The sequence below is a fragment of the Microbacterium sp. NPDC089190 genome, assembly GCF_040701795.1.
GTDB lineage: Bacteria > Actinomycetota > Actinomycetes > Actinomycetales > Microbacteriaceae > Microbacterium > Microbacterium galbum.
The window spans coordinates 16265-30602 of record NZ_JBFBHF010000002.1 but is presented as its reverse complement, the minus strand read 5'-3'; the positions used below and the strand labels follow the sequence as shown (position 1 = coordinate 30602).

The following is a 14338-nucleotide window of genomic DNA, read 5'->3' as shown; positions in this document are numbered from 1 at the left end:
CGGTCCCCATGTCCCCGGTCCCTCCGGCCGATCCGGGTCGCCTCGCAGGAGCCGGGCACCATAGCCCAGGTCGACACACGGAGCAATCTTCCGCTGACGCGTTCCGTACCTCGCTAGCCTCGACCGAGGTGGATCGTCACCCGTCGGCGCTGTGCCCGCGGGGCGCCACGGAGGGGGTACCCATGAAGGCAGTTCTCGACGGCGTCGTGATCGCCGAAGCCGACCGCGACGACCTGGTCTCGATCGAGGGCAACTGGTACTTCCCGCCGCAGGCGATCCGCGAGGGGGCTCTGCAGAAGAGCCCCACGGCCTACACCTGCCCTTGGAAGGGCGCCGCGCAGTACTGGAACGTCTCCCTCGACGGTGCCAAGCTGAAGGACGGCGCATGGTCGTACCCTGACCTGCGCGACGGTGCCGTCGAGCGCGTCGGGAAGGACTTCGCCGGCTACGTGGCCTTCGACCGCAAGGTCGTGGTCTCCGACTGAGGCGGCGATTCGCATGATCGAGTTCTCGGCCGTCTCCAAGGTCTTCCCTGACGGCACCCGCGCCGTCGACGACTTCCACCTCGTCATCCCCTCGCGCAAGACCACCGTCTTCGTCGGCTCCTCGGGCTGCGGGAAGACCACCCTCCTGCGCATGATCAACCGCATGGTCGAGCCCTCGTCGGGCACGATCTCCATCGACGGCGACGACATCGGCGGAAAGGCCGCCGTGCAGCTGCGACGCAGCATCGGCTACGTGATGCAGAACTCCGGTCTGCTTCCGCACTTCACCGTCGCCGACAACATCGCCACGGTTCCCGTGCTGCAGGGCCAGAACCGCAAGACCGCACGCACGCGCGCGCTCGAGCTGATGAAGACCGTCGGCCTCGACACGGCGATGGCCGACCGTTACCCGAGCCAGCTCTCGGGCGGCCAGCAGCAGCGCGTGGGCGTCGCCCGGGGCCTCGCCGCCGACCCCAACATCCTGCTGATGGACGAGCCGTTCGGCGCCGTCGACCCGATCGTGCGCGACGAGCTGCAGCAGGAGCTCCTGCGGCTGCAGAGCGAGATCGGCAAGACGATCGTCTTCGTCACTCACGACATCGACGAGGCCTTCCTCCTCGGCGACCAGGTCGTCATCCTCGAGAAGGGCGCCAAGATCGCCCAGGTCGGCACGCCGAGCGAGATCGTGGAGAACCCCGCGAGCGACTTCGTGGCGAGCTTCATCGGCGCCGTCAAGGGCAAGCGCGCACTCCACCTCAAGCAGACGCCGACCGGCACGGTCGTGGTGGATGCCGAGGGCCGCACGCAGGGCGCCCTCGTGGAGGATGCGCGCCCGTGAACTGGGTCGGCAACAACCTCGACCTCATCGGGCAGCTGACGCTGGTGCACCTGCGTCAGAGTCTGATCGCCCTGGTCGTCGGCTTCGTCATCAGCGTCCCCCTCGGCTGGGTCGCCTGGCGGTACCGTCTGGTGCGCAGCGGCGTCATCACGATCACGGGGCTGCTGTACACGATCCCCTCGCTCGCGCTGCTCATCCTCGTGCCCGTGGTCACCGGCTGGTACAGCATCGTCAGTGAGACCAACCTCATCGTCGCGCTCGCGATCTACGCCGTCGCCATCCTCGTCCGCGCCGTCGCCGACGGTCTCGATTCGGTGGATGCGGGCGTCCGCCAGGCGTCCACAGCCATCGGCTACGGCTCGTTCCGCCGCTTCATCGCGGTGGAGTTCCCCCTCGCCGGGCCCGTGGTGCTGGCGGGTCTTCGCGTCGCCTCGGCGAGCACGATCGCGCTGGCCACGGTCGGCATCCTGGTCGGCATCCAGAACATCGGCTACCTCTTCACCAACGGACTGCAGCGCCGGATCATCCCGGAGGTCTTCGCCGGGGTCGTCGCCGTCGTCGTGCTCGCGCTGGTCATCGACCTCGTGCTGGTGATCGCGGGGCGCCTGCTGATGCCCTGGACCCGTCGTGCCGCGGTGCCCTCGGCGCGACGCGCACGGACGGCGGTGGCCGCGTGAACCTTCTCGGAGATGCCATCGGGTGGATCTTCTCCGGCGATCCCGGCCGCGGGTTCGATGCCATCCCGCTCGCGATCGGCGTACAGCTGCTCTACACCCTCATCGCGGTGGTCATCGCGGGCGTCATCGCGATCCCGCTCGGGTGGTACATCGGCCACACGGGTAAGGGACGAGAGATCGCCGTTGCGATCTCCGGGGCCGCGCGTGCGATCCCGTCGTTCGGACTGCTCATCCTCCTGACCCTCCTGCTCGGCGTGCTGCACAAGCCCGAGGCGGCGGTCATCTCGTTCGTCGTCCTCGCGATCCCCTCCCTCCTGGCCGGGGCGTACACCGGCTTCGAGGCGATCGACCGGCGCGTCATCGACGCCGGCCGATCGATGGGCATGACCGAATCGCAGATCCTCTGGCGCATCGAGGTGCCGCTCGGACTCCCGCTGCTGGTCGGCGGCATCCGCGCCGCGACACTGCAGGTGCTCGCGACCGTGACGATCGCCGCCTACATCGGTCTCGGCGGTCTCGGGCAGTACATCATCGCCGCCATCCCGCTGCGTCGCTTCGACATCCTCATCGGCGGCGCGATCCTCGTGGCCGTTCTCGCCCTCGTCATCGACGGCCTGTTCGCCCTGCTCCAGCATCTCGTCGTGCCGCGCGGCATCCGCGCCGCCGGCTCCGCGCAACCGCAGCGACGCTCCGCGCGTCAGCGCCGTGCCGAGGCCATCGCCGTCGGCGCCCCCGCCGCGCCGCCCGCGACCCCCTGACCCACCCGAATCCCGCATCACCAGAAAAGAGAGCACCCATGTTCACAGCACGAACCCGGAAGGGCCTCGGCGTCTTCGCCGGCCTCGCTGTCGCCTCGATCGCCCTCGCCGGCTGCAGTGGCGGCTCGAGCGACCCGCTGAGCAACGGCGGCGGCGACGCGTCGGCGTCGTCCGACACCATCGTCGTCGGCTCGCAGGCCTACTACTCGAACGAGATCATCGCCGAGATCTACGCCCAGGCCCTCGAGGGCGCCGGCAAGACGGTCACGCGCCAGTTCCAGATCGGCCAGCGCGACGCATACATCCCGCTGCTCGAGGACGGCACCGTCTCGGTGTTCCCCGAGTACACCGGCAACCTCCTGCAGTTCTTCGACGCCGAGACCACGGCCCGCACCGCGGACGACGTGTACGCGGCGCTGCCGGCGGCGCTTCCCGAGGGCCTCGAGGTGCTCGACCAGTCCGACGCGACCGACCAGGACTCGTACACCGTGACCGCGGCCTTCGCGCAGGCGAACGGCCTCACGAGCATCGCCGATCTGGCCAAGGTCACCTCGGGCGTCACGCTCGGTGGAAACGCCGAGCTCGCCGAGCGTCCCTACGGCCCGACCGGCCTGCAGTCGACCTACGGCGTGAACGTGCAGTTCTCGCCGACCGGTGAGACCACGGTCGACGACCTCGTCGCCGGCACCATCCAGGTCGCGAACGTCTACACGGCCGACCCCCGCATCCAGACCGACGACCTCGTCACGCTGACCGACCCGAAGGGCCTGTTCCTCGCGTCGAACGTCGTGCCGGTCGTCAACTCGAACGTCGCCTCCGAGGTGTCCGACGTGCTGAACAAGGTCAGCGCGGCGCTCACCCCCGAGGGCCTCGTCGAGCTCAACGTGAAGTCGACCGTCGACCAGGAGTCGACGCCCGACATCGCCAAGGAGTGGCTCGCCGCCAACGGCTTCTGAGCCCGTTCCGCAGTGCGGGGCCGTCCGGTTCGCCGGGCGGCCCCGCCGTGTTTCCGCGGCCGGGTCGGCGGCATCCGCAAGACAGCAGTCCGCTGACGACTCGGCGCCATCCTGCGCCCGAGTCGCCGTCTCACGGCGTCGAAATCGCCCTTGCGTCGGCGCTGCCGCGTGAGCGGGAGGGAGGATGCCGCGACCGCGGCGCTCGGGCGGGTCACCGCACCGCGTAGCCTGGGACGGATATGGCACATCTGCTCGGGGGCGAAGCCCTGCACCTGGAATACCCGACCAAGGTCGTGTTCGACTCCGTCTCGCTGGGAGTGAACGAGGGCGACCGCATCGGCATCGTCGGCCGCAACGGCGACGGCAAGTCCAGCCTGCTGGGCATGCTCGCCGGCATCCGCGAACCCGACGGCGGGCGCGTGACGGTGCGCGGGGGAGTGACGGTCGGGGTGCTGGACCAGCAGGACACCCTCGACGACGACGACACGATCGGCCACGCGGTGGTCGGCGACCGCCCCGAGCACGAGTGGGCCGGCGACGCCCGCACGCGAGACGTCATCGCCGGGCTGCTCGGAGACCTTCCCTGGGATGCCAGACTCGGCGAGCTCTCCGGTGGTCAGCGGCGTCGCGTCGCTCTGGCGAAGCTGCTCTCGGGCGACTGGGACGTGCTGTTCCTCGACGAGCCCACCAACCACCTCGACGTCGAGGCCATCACCTGGCTCGCCGGACACCTCAAGAAGCGCTGGGCGCCGAGCGCCGGCGGCCTGCTCGTCGTCACGCACGACCGGTGGTTCCTCGATGAGATCTGCAACACCACGTGGGAGGTGCACGACCGCCTCGTCGAGCCCTTCGAGGGCGGGTACGCGGCGTACATCCTGCAGCGCGTCGAGCGCGACCGCCAGGCGGCATCCATCGAGCAGCGCCGTCAGAACCTCGCGCGCAAGGAGCTCGCGTGGCTGCGCCGCGGGGCGCCGGCGCGCACGTCGAAGCCGAAGTTCCGCATCGACACCGCGAACGAGCTCATCGCCGACGTCCCCGAGATCCGCGACAAGGTGGCGCTCCAGTCGCTCGCGGTCGCGCGGCTCGGCAAGGACGTCGTCGACCTGCTCGACGCGGGCGTCGCGTTCGGCGACAAGACGGTGCTGAAGGACGTCGAGTGGCGGATCGCGCCGGGGGAGCGCACCGGCATTCTGGGCGTCAACGGCGCGGGCAAGTCGACGCTGCTGAACCTGGTGACCGGATCCCTCGACCCCACCAGCGGACGCGTGAAGCGCGGGAAGACCGTCAAAGTCGCCACGTTGACCCAGCGCCTGGACGAACTCGACCAGCACCTGGACGACCCGGTGCGCGTGGTCATCTCGAACCTCCGCACCACCTACGCCTTCGGCACCGGGTCGAAGGCGCAGGAGCTGACCCCCGGGCAGCTGCTGGAGCGCCTCGGGTTCTCGAGCGCCCAGCTGTCCACCCCGGTGAAAGACCTCTCGGGTGGGCAGAAGCGGCGCCTGCAGCTGCTGCTGGTCATCCTCGACCAGCCCAACGTGCTGATCCTCGACGAGCCCACCAACGACCTCGACACCGACATGCTCGCGGCCATGGAGGACCTGCTCGACTCGTGGTCGGGCACCCTCATCGTCGTCTCCCACGACCGGTACTTCCTCGAGCGCGTCACCGACCAGCAGTACGCGATCCTGGATGCCAAGCTCCGCCACCTCCCCGGGGGAGTGGACGAATACCTGCGCCTGCGGGCGCTCCAGGATGCCGAGCCCTCCCGCCCCGCGGCATCCGGTGGGTCAGTGGCTCCGGCGGGGCTGCAGGGCGCCGACCTGCGCGCCGCGCAGAAAGAGGCCTCGGCCGCCGAGCGCAAGATCGAGAAGCTGCAGCAGCAGATCGACAGGGCGAAAGCCGCCCTGGCCGACCACGATCAGTCGGACTACGTCGGTCTGGGCAAGGAGATGGAGCGCATCAGCGCCTTGGAGGATGAGCGCGACGAGCTCGAGGGACGCTGGTTCGAGCTCACCGAGGCGATCGGCTGAGCCCGAGCGCCGCGACGCGCCCCGTTTCGGATCGCGAGCTGCTGCGGCATCCGGGTCGTCGCCCCGGCGATCGGATGCGACCCGCGGGCCTCAGTGGATCGCGTACTCGAGGATCGCGATGAAGACCCCGAGACACGCGGTCGCGAACCCGCCGACGAGCCGCCCGAAGAGGCGGGCGCCGCGACGACGGTAGGCGCTGTAGCCGAGCAGGAAGAGCACGACGAACGTCGACCACATAGAAAGGTCGGCCGCGTCGTCGATCGGCATCCCGGTGAGACCGGCGTACACCAGCACCAGCACCGAGGGCGCAGAGGCGTACAGCATGCCGGCGCCGTGGCGCATCCCCTCGCGCGTGGCGTGGCGTAGGCCGTGGTCGGCGTGCTCGGTGAGCGTGTGGGCGAAGACGTGGGCGATGAAGAAGACCACGAGCGAGGTCGACGCGCTCAGCAGCACCTCCCACACCGTTTCGGCGTGGTCGTCGGCGATCGTGACGAAGGCCGCGAAGACGATCAGGCCGTAGATGGCCGCGGGGGAGCGGAAGCGCACGTCGAACCACGCGCGCACGCGCGCCCATCGAGAGGGGGAGGAGACGGGGGTGCTCATGCGTCGAATCCCAGGCTCAGCTTGCGCAGCAGTGTCGCGAGGCGCTCGCGGTCGTTCTTCGCCAGACCCTCCAGCAGCAGAGCCTCGGCGTCGACGAGGCGCGTGATCGCGGCGTCCACTCGCACGCGTCCGTCATCGGTGAGGGTCACCAGGATGCTGCGACCGTCGCCGGGGTCGGCCTCGCGCCGCACGAAACGGCGGGCAACGAGGCGGTCGATGCGGTTGGTCATCGTGCCGCTCGACACCAGCGTCTGCTGCAGCAGCTGCTTCGGGCTCAGCTGGTACGGCTCTCCCGCACGCCGCAGGGCCGAGAGCACGTCCCACTCCCACGACTCGATGTCGCTGCGGCGGAACGCCTCCTTGCGCGCGATGTCGAGGTGGCGCGAGAGCCGCGCCACGCGCGAGAGCACCTCGAGGGGGGAGAAGTCGAGATCGGGGCGCTGCCGCATCCACGCATCGACGATGCGGTCGACTTCGTCGCTGTCCCGGCTCACTCCCTCATTATGGCGAGAGGACGCCGTGGTCGTGGCGTCGGGAGGGTGCGGAGGGCCGACGTCTGGCAGACTTGACCGGTGCCCGCGGGCACGGTCCGCCGTGGTGTAACGGCAGCACGACAGCCTTTGGAGCTGTTAGGTCCAGGTTCGAATCCTGGCGGCGGAGCATGACATCACCGACCGAGTTGGCCGTCGTCGTCCTCGCTGCGGGTCAGGGCACCCGCATGCGGTCGCGTCTTCCCAAGGTGCTGCATCCGGTGGGCGGTCGTCCGCTCGTCGGACACGTGCTCGACACCGCGGCATCCCTCGACCCGGCCCGCATCGTCGTCGTCGTGCGGCACGAGCGCGAGCTCGTCGCCGAGGCGGTGTCGGAGCTCGCCCCCGGCGTCGTCGTGGTCGATCAGGACGAGGTCCCGGGCACCGGGCGCGCCGTCGAGGCCGCACTCGACGCGCTCGACGGGTTCGAGGGCGACGTGCTCGTGCTCAGCGCCGACGTGCCGCTGCTCGAGACCGGCACCCTCACCGAGCTGCTCGCGACCCACCGCACCGGCGGAACGGCCGTGACGCTCCTGAGCGCGCGCGTCGACGAGCCCTTCGGCTACGGCCGCATCCTGCGCGACGAGACCGACGGTGTGCGCCGCATCGTCGAGCAGAAGGATGCCACGACCGACGAGGCCGCGGTCACCGAGATCAACGTGGGGGTCTACGTCTTCCAGGCGGCACCGCTGCGCGCCCAGCTGGCGCTCGTGGGCACCGCCAACGCGCAGGGCGAGAAGTACCTCACCGACGTGATCGGACTGCTCCGCGACGCGCAGCTGGGCGTCGCGGCATCCGTCACCTCCGATGCGGCGGCCGCCCTCGGCGTGAACGACCGCGTGCAGCTGTCGGAAGCCGGACGCACCCTCAACGCCCGGACGGTACGCAGATGGCAGCTCGAGGGCGTCACGGTGGTCGACCCGGCGACGACGTGGATCGACGTGACGGCGACGCTGGCTCCCGACGTGACGATCCTGCCCAACACGCACGTGCGCGGAGCGACCGTCATCGCCTCGGGCGCCACGATCGGCCCCGACACCAGCCTCGTGGACTGCGAGATCGGTGAGGGTGCCACGGTCACGCGCACCGACGGGACTCTCGCGGTCGTCGAGGCGGGCGCAACCGTCGGTCCCTTCGCCTATCTCCGCGCGAACGCCCGCGTCGGCGTCAACGGCAAGGTCGGCACCTTCGTCGAGGTGAAGAACTCCTCGATCGGAGAGGGCAGCAAGGTCCCGCACCTGTCGTACATCGGCGACACCGAGATCGGCCGCGGGGTCAACCTCGGCGCCGGCGCGATCACCGCCAACTACGACGACATCGCCAAGCACCGCACCGTCATCGGCGACGATGTGCACAGCGGATCGCACAACGTCTTCGTGGCGCCGGTTACGATTGGAGCCGGTGCCAAGACGGGTGCCGGGGCGGTGATCCGCAAGGACGTTCCGGCCGGTGCTCTGGCGCTCAGCGTGTCCCCCCAGCGCAACATCGAGGGGTGGGTCGAGAAGAACCGACCGGGCACCGCGGCGGCCGACGTGGCTGCGCGGGCTCGGGCTGAACAGGAAGCGGCCGATGGCTCGTAAGAAGAATCGTGTAGACCTCGACCGCGACAACGGCATCGCCCCCGGGCTCGTCGCCAAGACCAAGAAGCGGCTCGTCGTCGCCTCCGGCCGGTCGCATCCCGAACTGGCGAAGCAGGTCGCCGAGCACCTCGGCACCGAGCTGGCCCCCACCGAGCACCGCACCTTCGCCTCGGGTGAGATCTACACCCGCTTCGAGGTGTCGATCCGAGGATGCGACGTTTTCGTCGTGCAGTCGTTCGGACCGCCGGTCAACGAATGGCTCATGGAGCTGCTCATCATGCTCGACGCCCTCAAGCGCGCCTCCGCCAAGCGCATCACCGTCGTCGCGCCGTACTTCCCGTACTCGCGGCAAGACAAGAAGGGCCGGGGACGCGAGCCGATCAGCGCTCGTCTCGTCGCCGACCTGCTGAAGACCGCGGGCGCCGACCGGATCATGAGCGTGGACCTGCACGCCGCGCAGATCCAGGGCTTCTTCGACGGCCCCGTCGATCACCTCTTCGCCAAGCCCGTGCTGCTCGAGCACTTCGAGCAGGGGCTCACGGGGGAGGACCGCGAGACCCTCACCGTCGTCTCTCCCGACATGGGCCGTGTACGCGTGGCCGACACGTGGTCCGACAGCCTCGGCGCTCCGCTCGCGATCATCCACAAGCGTCGCGACCCGAAGGTCGCCAACCAGGTCTCGGTGCACGAGATCGTCGGTGACGTGAAGGGCCGCACCTGCCTGCTCGTCGACGACATGATCGACACCGGCGGCACGATCCAGAAGGCCGCGCAGGCGCTCAAGGCGTCCGGAGCCCGCAAGGTCATCGTCGCCGCGACCCACGCGATCTTCAGCGATCCCGCCACGGAACGGCTTCAGGATGCCGCGATCGACGAGGTCGTCGTCACCGACACCGTTCCGCTGTCCGCCGAGCGCCGTTTCGATCGCCTGACGGTGCTGCCGATCGCACCGCTGCTGGCCCGCGCCATCCACGAGGTGTTCGAAGACGGCTCGGTCACGAGCATGTTCGGCGGCGACGCGTAAGCGCCCTCCCCGCCTGTCGCGACGCAGCCGCCTCCCCGCCGGGAGGCGGCTGCGCCCGTTTTCCCACGGTCGCCAGGTGGCTGGGCCTGTCGAAGCCACCGGTCCTCGCTGGGTGAGGTGGCTGCGTCCGTTTTCCCGACGCTCGTCAGGTGGCTGAGCCTGTCGAAGCCACCGATCCCTTCGACAGGCTCAGGGGCCTCCGTCTGTTGTCGGCTCGAGGAGGCGCTGCTGGGCGCCGGTCCCTTCGACAGGCGCGGAGACCTCCCGCGTCGCCTCCGCTCATAGCCGGCACAAAGGTATGAACCGGGGAGCCGTGAAGGTCGTGTCCCTACCGTGAGCATGCACGCGCCGCGAGGCACGACCGAAGGAGGACCCTCCATGATCCGCACCACAGCCGTACCCCGTCCCGTCCGCGTCGGGACCGCCCTCCTGGGCGTCGCCGGCATCGTCACCCTGGCCGGGTGCGCGGGCGGCACGACCGACGCCGCCGCTCCCGCCGAGACGACCGCGGCCCCCGCCGCCTCGTCCGCCCCCAGCGCGAGCGCGAGCTCCGCCACCGGCTCCGCGACCTCGGGCACCTACGCCGACGGCGCCTACGAGGCCACGGGGCAGTACGCGACCCCCGAGAGCGTCGAGACGATCGACGTCACCCTCACGATCGCGGGCGACACCGTCACGGCCGTGGAGGTGACCGGCGACCCGCAGGCCGCGGAGTCCAAGCGGTACCAGAGCGAGTTCATCGGCGGCATCCAGGACGAGGTCGTCGGCAAGAAGCTCGACGAGATCTCGGTGAGCAAGGTCGCCGGATCCTCCCTCACCAGCGGCGGCTTCAACACGGCCGTCGAGACCATCAAGACCGAGGCGAAGGCCTGACCGAGATGAGCACTCCGACCGCGACGGGCTCGACGTGGGCCTTCGACGCGATCGGCACGTCGTGGGCGATCGACTCGGCCGCAACCGTGCCGCCGGTCGCCCGCGATGCAGTGACCGCCGTCGTCGAGCGGTTCGACCGCGAGTGGTCGCGCTTCCGCGACGACTCGGTGGTGTCGGCCCTCGCGGACGGGCGTGCGGCATCCGTCGACCTTCCCGGTGACGCGGATGCCATGCTCTCGCTCTACGACGAACTCGATCGGGCGACCGGGGGTGCCGTCAATCCGTTGATCGGCGACGCCCTCGCCCGGCTCGGCTACGACGCGCGCCTCTCCCTCGCGCCGCAGGGCGCGCCTGTCGCGGCACCCGACTGGCGCCGGGACCTGTCGTGGTCCGACGGGAGGCTGCGGCTCGCGCGTCCCGCCACGATCGACGTGGGGGCGCTCGGGAAGGGGCGTCTCGTCGACCTCGTCGTCGAGGCCCTCTCCCCGCACGTCGACGGCGACCTGATCGTCGACGCCTCCGGAGACCTCGCCGCTCGCGGGGACCCCGTGCGCGTCGGCCTCGAGCACCCCTACGACCCCACGCGGGTGATCGGCGTCGTCACGGTGGAGGATGCCGCCCTCTGCGCCTCGGCCATCAATCGCCGCGCGTGGGGCGACGGCCTCCATCACGTTCTCGACGCGCGCACCGGCGCTCCCGTCCGCGCGTATGCGGCGACGTGGGCGCTCGCCGACACCGCGATGCGCGCCGACGCCCTGGCGACGGCGCTGTTCTTCGACGGCGGGCCCGAGCTCGCGGCATCCTGGGATGCGCAGTGGGTGCGCATGCGCACCGACGGCCGGGTCGAGTGGTCGCCCGGTTTCTCCGGTGAGATCTTTGCCTGACCCTCTTCACCCCTCGGAAGGGACCCCTGTCATGAGCACCACACTCACCGCCGGCTCCACTCGCGTGCGCGGTCTCATCGGCCGTGTCTCGATGTACCGCCTGGTCCTGTCGTCGCTCGGACTGCTCGCGATCTTCTCGCTCGTGCTGTCGTTCGCCGGTCTGGTCGTGCCGGAGCCGCTCGAGCTCGTCGTCAGCGCCGTCGTCCTGGTCGCGGCGTGCGCGGTGACCGATCTCGTCGCGCAGAGCGTGCTCCGGATGCCGCGCCGCCTGGAGTCCTCGCTCATCACTGCCGCGATCCTGCTGTTCGTGCTGCGCCCGAGCGTCGAACCGCTGGGCATCGCGGGTCTCGTACTGGCCGGGGTCGTGGCATCCGCGTCGAAGTACGTGCTGGCGTGGCGGGGGCGCCACATCTTCAACCCCGCGGCGGCCGGTGCGACGGTTCTGACGATCGTGAGCATCTGGGCGCCCGATCTGGGGTCGTCGGCGTGGTGGGTGGGTTCGCCGTGGCTCGCGGCGCCGGTTCTGGTGCTGGGAGTGCTTTTGCTGCTGCGCACCGACAAGCTGCCCGTCGTCGCGACGTTCTGGGTCGTGGCCATGACGGTCGCGTTCGTCCGCACGACCGTTCAGTTCACCTCCGCGGGGTTCCCGGTCGACGTGCCGAGCGTGCTGGTGCAGGTGGCCTTCTCGTCGCCGTTCCTCTTCCTCGGGGCGTTCATGCTCTCGGAGCCGCTCACGCTGCCGCCGCGCCGCGCTCAGCAGCTCCTCGTCGCCATCGTCGTGGGCGTGCTGGCCGGGTGGCCGCTCGCGGTCGGGGGGATCACCCTCGGCCAGGAGCGGGCGCTGCTCGTGGGCAACCTCGTGGCGTTCCTGTTCTGCCTGCGTGCGGCCGTGCGGTTGCGCGTCGAGGAGCGGCGCGATCTGACCCCCACCGTGCGCGAGCTCACCTTCCGCGCGGCGCGTCCCTTCTCGTTCGCCCCGGGCCAGTACCTGGAACTCGACGTGCCGCACCGTCGGCCCGACCGCCGCGGTACGCGCCGTGAGTTCTCGATCGCTTCGGCACCCGAAGACCTGCCCGAGGTGCGCATCGCTTTCAAGGACGGGTCGCAGTCGTCGTACAAGCGCGCCCTCGCCGCCGTCGCGCACGGCTCCACTCTCGCGGTCACGGGCGTGTGGGGCGATTTCGTCCTTCCCGCGCGTCCGACCGCCCCGGTGCTCATGGTCGCGGCCGGCATCGGGGTCACCCCCTTCGTCGCGCAGCTGCGCCACCTCGTCGCCACCGGCCAGGAGCGCGACGCGGTGCTGGTGTACGTGGTGTCGGAGGCGGCGGAGCTGGCCTTCCGTGACGACATCGCGGCCAGCGGCATCCCCGTCGTGGTGTTCTCGCGCGACGAACCGGGCGACCTTCCGGCGGGCTGGACGTGGGCGGGGCCGGATCGCGTGGATGCCGGTGCGCTGCTGCGCGCGGTGCCCGACATCGCGCAGCGCGCGGCGTACGTCTCCGGTCCGCCGCGGCTGATCGCGGCCCTCGCGCCGGCGCTCGCGAAGGCGAAGTCGCTCACGACCGACGCCTTCGCGGGGTACTGAGCACCGGTTACAGTGAGCCGGTGCCCACACCGGACTTCGTTCTCGAGCTGCGTCGACACGTCGGTACGGTTCCGCTCCCCCTCGTGGGGGTGACCGCCGTCATCCGCCGCGGCGACGAGGTGTTGCTGGGGCGCCGCAGCGACAACGGCCGGCTGACTCCCCTCACGGGCATCGTCGACCCGGGGGAGGAGCCCGCCGACGCCGCGGCGCGCGAGGCGCTGGAAGAGGCGGGTGTCGGAATCGGCGTCGACCGCCTCGCCTGGGTGCATCAGATCCCGCGCGTGACCTACGCCAACGGCGATCGTGCCGACTACCTCGATCTGGTCTTCGCGTGCCGGTGGCTGTCGGGGGAGCCGACGCCGGTCGACGGCGAGATGACCGACCTCGGGTGGTACGACGTCTCGCGCGTCGACGAGGTGCTCGACGCCGAGATGGCGGCGCGGGTGCGCGCTGCTCTCACGCCGGGTGCGACGCGGTTCGAGGGCGGCGGGCGGTGACGTCCCGCCTCCGCGTCGTCATCGGCGTCGCGCTCCTGGGCGCGCTGTCCCTGCCGGGGTGCACGGCGGCCGACGACGACGTGGCCGCCTACGTCGACCGCGCCGTCGCCGAGATGCGCGACGGCATCCATGCCGACACCGCCGAGTTCCAGGATGCCGTGACCGCGGCGGAGGGCGAGCTGAAAGCGCGGGAGACGATCAGCGACGCGCACGCCGGTCTCGGCGAACTGGTGGTGGCGGCGGGCGGCATCCATTCGTTCTTCCTCACCCCCGCGGAGGCTATTGCAGCGCGGTCGGTGGATCAGCCGGGCGCGACGTTCCCGGTGCCGTCGGTGTCGACGTTCGAGGGAATCTCGACCGTGTCGCTGCCGTCGTTCAACGGGCAGTCCGCGGAGGCCGAGGAGCGGTACCGATCCGCCGGGCTCACGGCGATGAAGCGGGCGGCGGACGCCACCACGTGCGGGTGGATCGTGGACCTGCGCACGAACGGCGGCGGCAACGCGTGGCCGATGCTCGCCGTGGCAGCCCCGCTGCTCGACGACGGCGACGTCGTGGGTCTGCGCTCGCGGGAGGGCGAGCTGGCGTGGGCGCGCGTCGAGGGCGGCGGCGTCGTGTCGACCCCCGGAGACGCCGGCACCGAGACGCCGGGCGGCTTCACGATCGACGCCCCCGTCGCTCTGCTAACGTCGACGACCACCGCAAGCGCCGCCGAGATCGTGGCGATCGCCTTCGCGGGTCAGGCCGACACCGTGCGCGTCGGCGCGCGCACGGCGGGGTTGACCACCGGCAACGAGGTGCGCGAGCTCAGCGACGGCGCAAGGCTGGTGTTGACCACCTCGTACGACGTCGACCGCACGGGCACCGTCTACGACGGCCCCCTCGAGCCCGATGTCGTCGCGCCGCCCGGCAGCGTCCCGAGCGACATCGAACGGGCCCGCGCCGAGCTGCGCGCCCGCTGCACCTGACGGCCCGGGCCGGCCGACGCAGCGCGGACCGTGTCGACCCGCGCCGAACG

The 14338-nt window shown here is 70.8% G+C and carries 15 protein-coding genes and 1 tRNA gene; 14 read left to right on the top strand and 2 right to left on the bottom strand.

Annotated elements, in window-relative coordinates; all coding sequences use genetic code 11:
• Positions 1 to 182: 182 nt before the first annotated feature.
• The 6 genes from AB0230_RS06000 (at position 183) to AB0230_RS05975 (ending at position 5747) form a co-directional block, all read left to right on the top strand.
• On the top strand, positions 183 to 485 hold the full coding sequence (locus AB0230_RS06000; protein WP_366374564.1) for a DUF427 domain-containing protein: 303 nt from the start codon (positions 183 to 185) through the stop codon (positions 483 to 485).
• 13 nt (positions 486 to 498) lie between these two features.
• Positions 499 to 1323 (top strand): ATP-binding cassette domain-containing protein, encoded by an 825-nt coding sequence (locus AB0230_RS05995; protein WP_315994635.1) that lies wholly within the window; start codon positions 499 to 501, stop codon positions 1321 to 1323.
• Positions 1320 to 2000 (top strand): ABC transporter permease subunit, encoded by a 681-nt coding sequence (locus tag AB0230_RS05990; protein ID WP_315994634.1) that lies wholly within the window; start codon positions 1320 to 1322, stop codon positions 1998 to 2000. The genes AB0230_RS05995 and AB0230_RS05990 overlap by 4 nt, the downstream gene beginning before the upstream one ends.
• Positions 1997 to 2758 (top strand): ABC transporter permease, encoded by a 762-nt coding sequence (locus tag AB0230_RS05985; RefSeq protein ID WP_363389508.1) that lies wholly within the window; start codon positions 1997 to 1999, stop codon positions 2756 to 2758. The genes AB0230_RS05990 and AB0230_RS05985 overlap by 4 nt, the downstream gene beginning before the upstream one ends.
• A 38-nt stretch (positions 2759 to 2796) precedes the next feature.
• The gene (locus AB0230_RS05980; protein ID WP_363389505.1) at positions 2797 to 3714 is read left to right on the top strand and encodes an ABC transporter substrate-binding protein; all 918 of its coding nucleotides are present in this window, start codon (positions 2797 to 2799) and stop codon (positions 3712 to 3714) included.
• Between the two features lie 239 nt (positions 3715 to 3953).
• Positions 3954 to 5747: an ABC-F family ATP-binding cassette domain-containing protein gene (locus AB0230_RS05975; RefSeq protein WP_366374561.1), complete on the top strand. Its 1794-nt coding sequence runs from the start codon at positions 3954 to 3956 to the stop codon at positions 5745 to 5747.
• 90 nt (positions 5748 to 5837) lie between these two features.
• Here the strand turns inward: AB0230_RS05975 and AB0230_RS05970 are convergent, their stop codons facing one another.
• On the bottom strand, positions 5838 to 6350 hold the full coding sequence (locus AB0230_RS05970) for a hypothetical protein (protein ID WP_366374559.1): 513 nt from the start codon (positions 6348 to 6350) through the stop codon (positions 5838 to 5840).
• On the bottom strand, positions 6347 to 6844 hold the full coding sequence (locus tag AB0230_RS05965) for a MarR family transcriptional regulator (protein WP_076676560.1): 498 nt from the start codon (positions 6842 to 6844) through the stop codon (positions 6347 to 6349). The genes AB0230_RS05970 and AB0230_RS05965 overlap by 4 nt, the downstream gene beginning before the upstream one ends.
• Positions 6845 to 6938: 94 nt before the next feature.
• Here AB0230_RS05965 and AB0230_RS05960 point away from each other — a divergent pair.
• The 8 genes from AB0230_RS05960 (at position 6939) to AB0230_RS05925 (ending at position 14288) form a co-directional block, all read left to right on the top strand.
• Positions 6939 to 7010 (top strand) — tRNA-Gln (locus AB0230_RS05960).
• A gap of 1 nt (position 7011) precedes the next feature.
• Positions 7012 to 8460, top strand: a complete 1449-nt coding sequence (gene glmU, locus AB0230_RS05955; protein WP_366374556.1) for a bifunctional UDP-N-acetylglucosamine diphosphorylase/glucosamine-1-phosphate N-acetyltransferase GlmU — start codon at positions 7012 to 7014, stop codon at positions 8458 to 8460.
• Positions 8450 to 9484, top strand: coding sequence for a ribose-phosphate diphosphokinase (locus tag AB0230_RS05950; protein ID WP_315994628.1), 1035 nt, complete (start codon positions 8450 to 8452; stop codon positions 9482 to 9484). The genes glmU and AB0230_RS05950 overlap by 11 nt, the downstream gene beginning before the upstream one ends.
• 378 nt (positions 9485 to 9862) lie before the next feature.
• On the top strand, positions 9863 to 10357 hold the full coding sequence (locus tag AB0230_RS05945) for a hypothetical protein (protein ID WP_366374554.1): 495 nt from the start codon (positions 9863 to 9865) through the stop codon (positions 10355 to 10357).
• A 5-nt stretch (positions 10358 to 10362) separates the two neighbouring features.
• Entirely contained in the window at positions 10363 to 11241 is an 879-nt protein-coding gene (locus AB0230_RS05940; RefSeq protein WP_366374553.1) for an FAD:protein FMN transferase, read from the top strand.
• Positions 11242 to 11272: 31 nt separating this feature from the next.
• Positions 11273 to 12826: a flavodoxin reductase gene (locus AB0230_RS05935; RefSeq protein ID WP_366374552.1), complete on the top strand. Its 1554-nt coding sequence runs from the start codon at positions 11273 to 11275 to the stop codon at positions 12824 to 12826.
• A 20-nt stretch (positions 12827 to 12846) separates the two neighbouring features.
• Positions 12847 to 13323: an NUDIX domain-containing protein gene (locus tag AB0230_RS05930; protein ID WP_315994624.1), complete on the top strand. Its 477-nt coding sequence runs from the start codon at positions 12847 to 12849 to the stop codon at positions 13321 to 13323.
• Positions 13320 to 14288: a S41 family peptidase gene (locus AB0230_RS05925; protein WP_363578627.1), complete on the top strand. Its 969-nt coding sequence runs from the start codon at positions 13320 to 13322 to the stop codon at positions 14286 to 14288. The genes AB0230_RS05930 and AB0230_RS05925 overlap by 4 nt, the downstream gene beginning before the upstream one ends.
• Positions 14289 to 14338: the final 50 nt, after the last annotated feature.

Excerpts from the sequence above, each read along its gene's own strand:
- AB0230_RS06000 (WP_366374564.1), top strand. The coding sequence starts at position 183 with ATGAAGGCAGTTCTCGACGGCGTCGTGATCGCCGAAGCCGACCGCGAC.
- AB0230_RS05995 (WP_315994635.1), top strand. The coding sequence starts at position 499 with ATGATCGAGTTCTCGGCCGTCTCCAAGGTCTTCCCTGACGGCACCCGC.
- AB0230_RS05980 (WP_363389505.1), top strand. The coding sequence starts at position 2,797 with ATGTTCACAGCACGAACCCGGAAGGGCCTCGGCGTCTTCGCCGGCCTC.
- AB0230_RS05975 (WP_366374561.1), top strand. The coding sequence starts at position 3,954 with ATGGCACATCTGCTCGGGGGCGAAGCCCTGCACCTGGAATACCCGACC.
- AB0230_RS05970 (WP_366374559.1), bottom strand. The coding sequence starts at position 6,350 with ATGAGCACCCCCGTCTCCTCCCCCTCTCGATGGGCGCGCGTGCGCGCG.
- glmU (WP_366374556.1), top strand. The coding sequence starts at position 7,012 with ATGACATCACCGACCGAGTTGGCCGTCGTCGTCCTCGCTGCGGGTCAG.
- AB0230_RS05950 (WP_315994628.1), top strand. The coding sequence starts at position 8,450 with ATGGCTCGTAAGAAGAATCGTGTAGACCTCGACCGCGACAACGGCATC.
- AB0230_RS05945 (WP_366374554.1), top strand. The coding sequence starts at position 9,863 with ATGATCCGCACCACAGCCGTACCCCGTCCCGTCCGCGTCGGGACCGCC.
- AB0230_RS05940 (WP_366374553.1), top strand. The coding sequence starts at position 10,363 with ATGAGCACTCCGACCGCGACGGGCTCGACGTGGGCCTTCGACGCGATC.
- AB0230_RS05935 (WP_366374552.1), top strand. The coding sequence starts at position 11,273 with ATGAGCACCACACTCACCGCCGGCTCCACTCGCGTGCGCGGTCTCATC.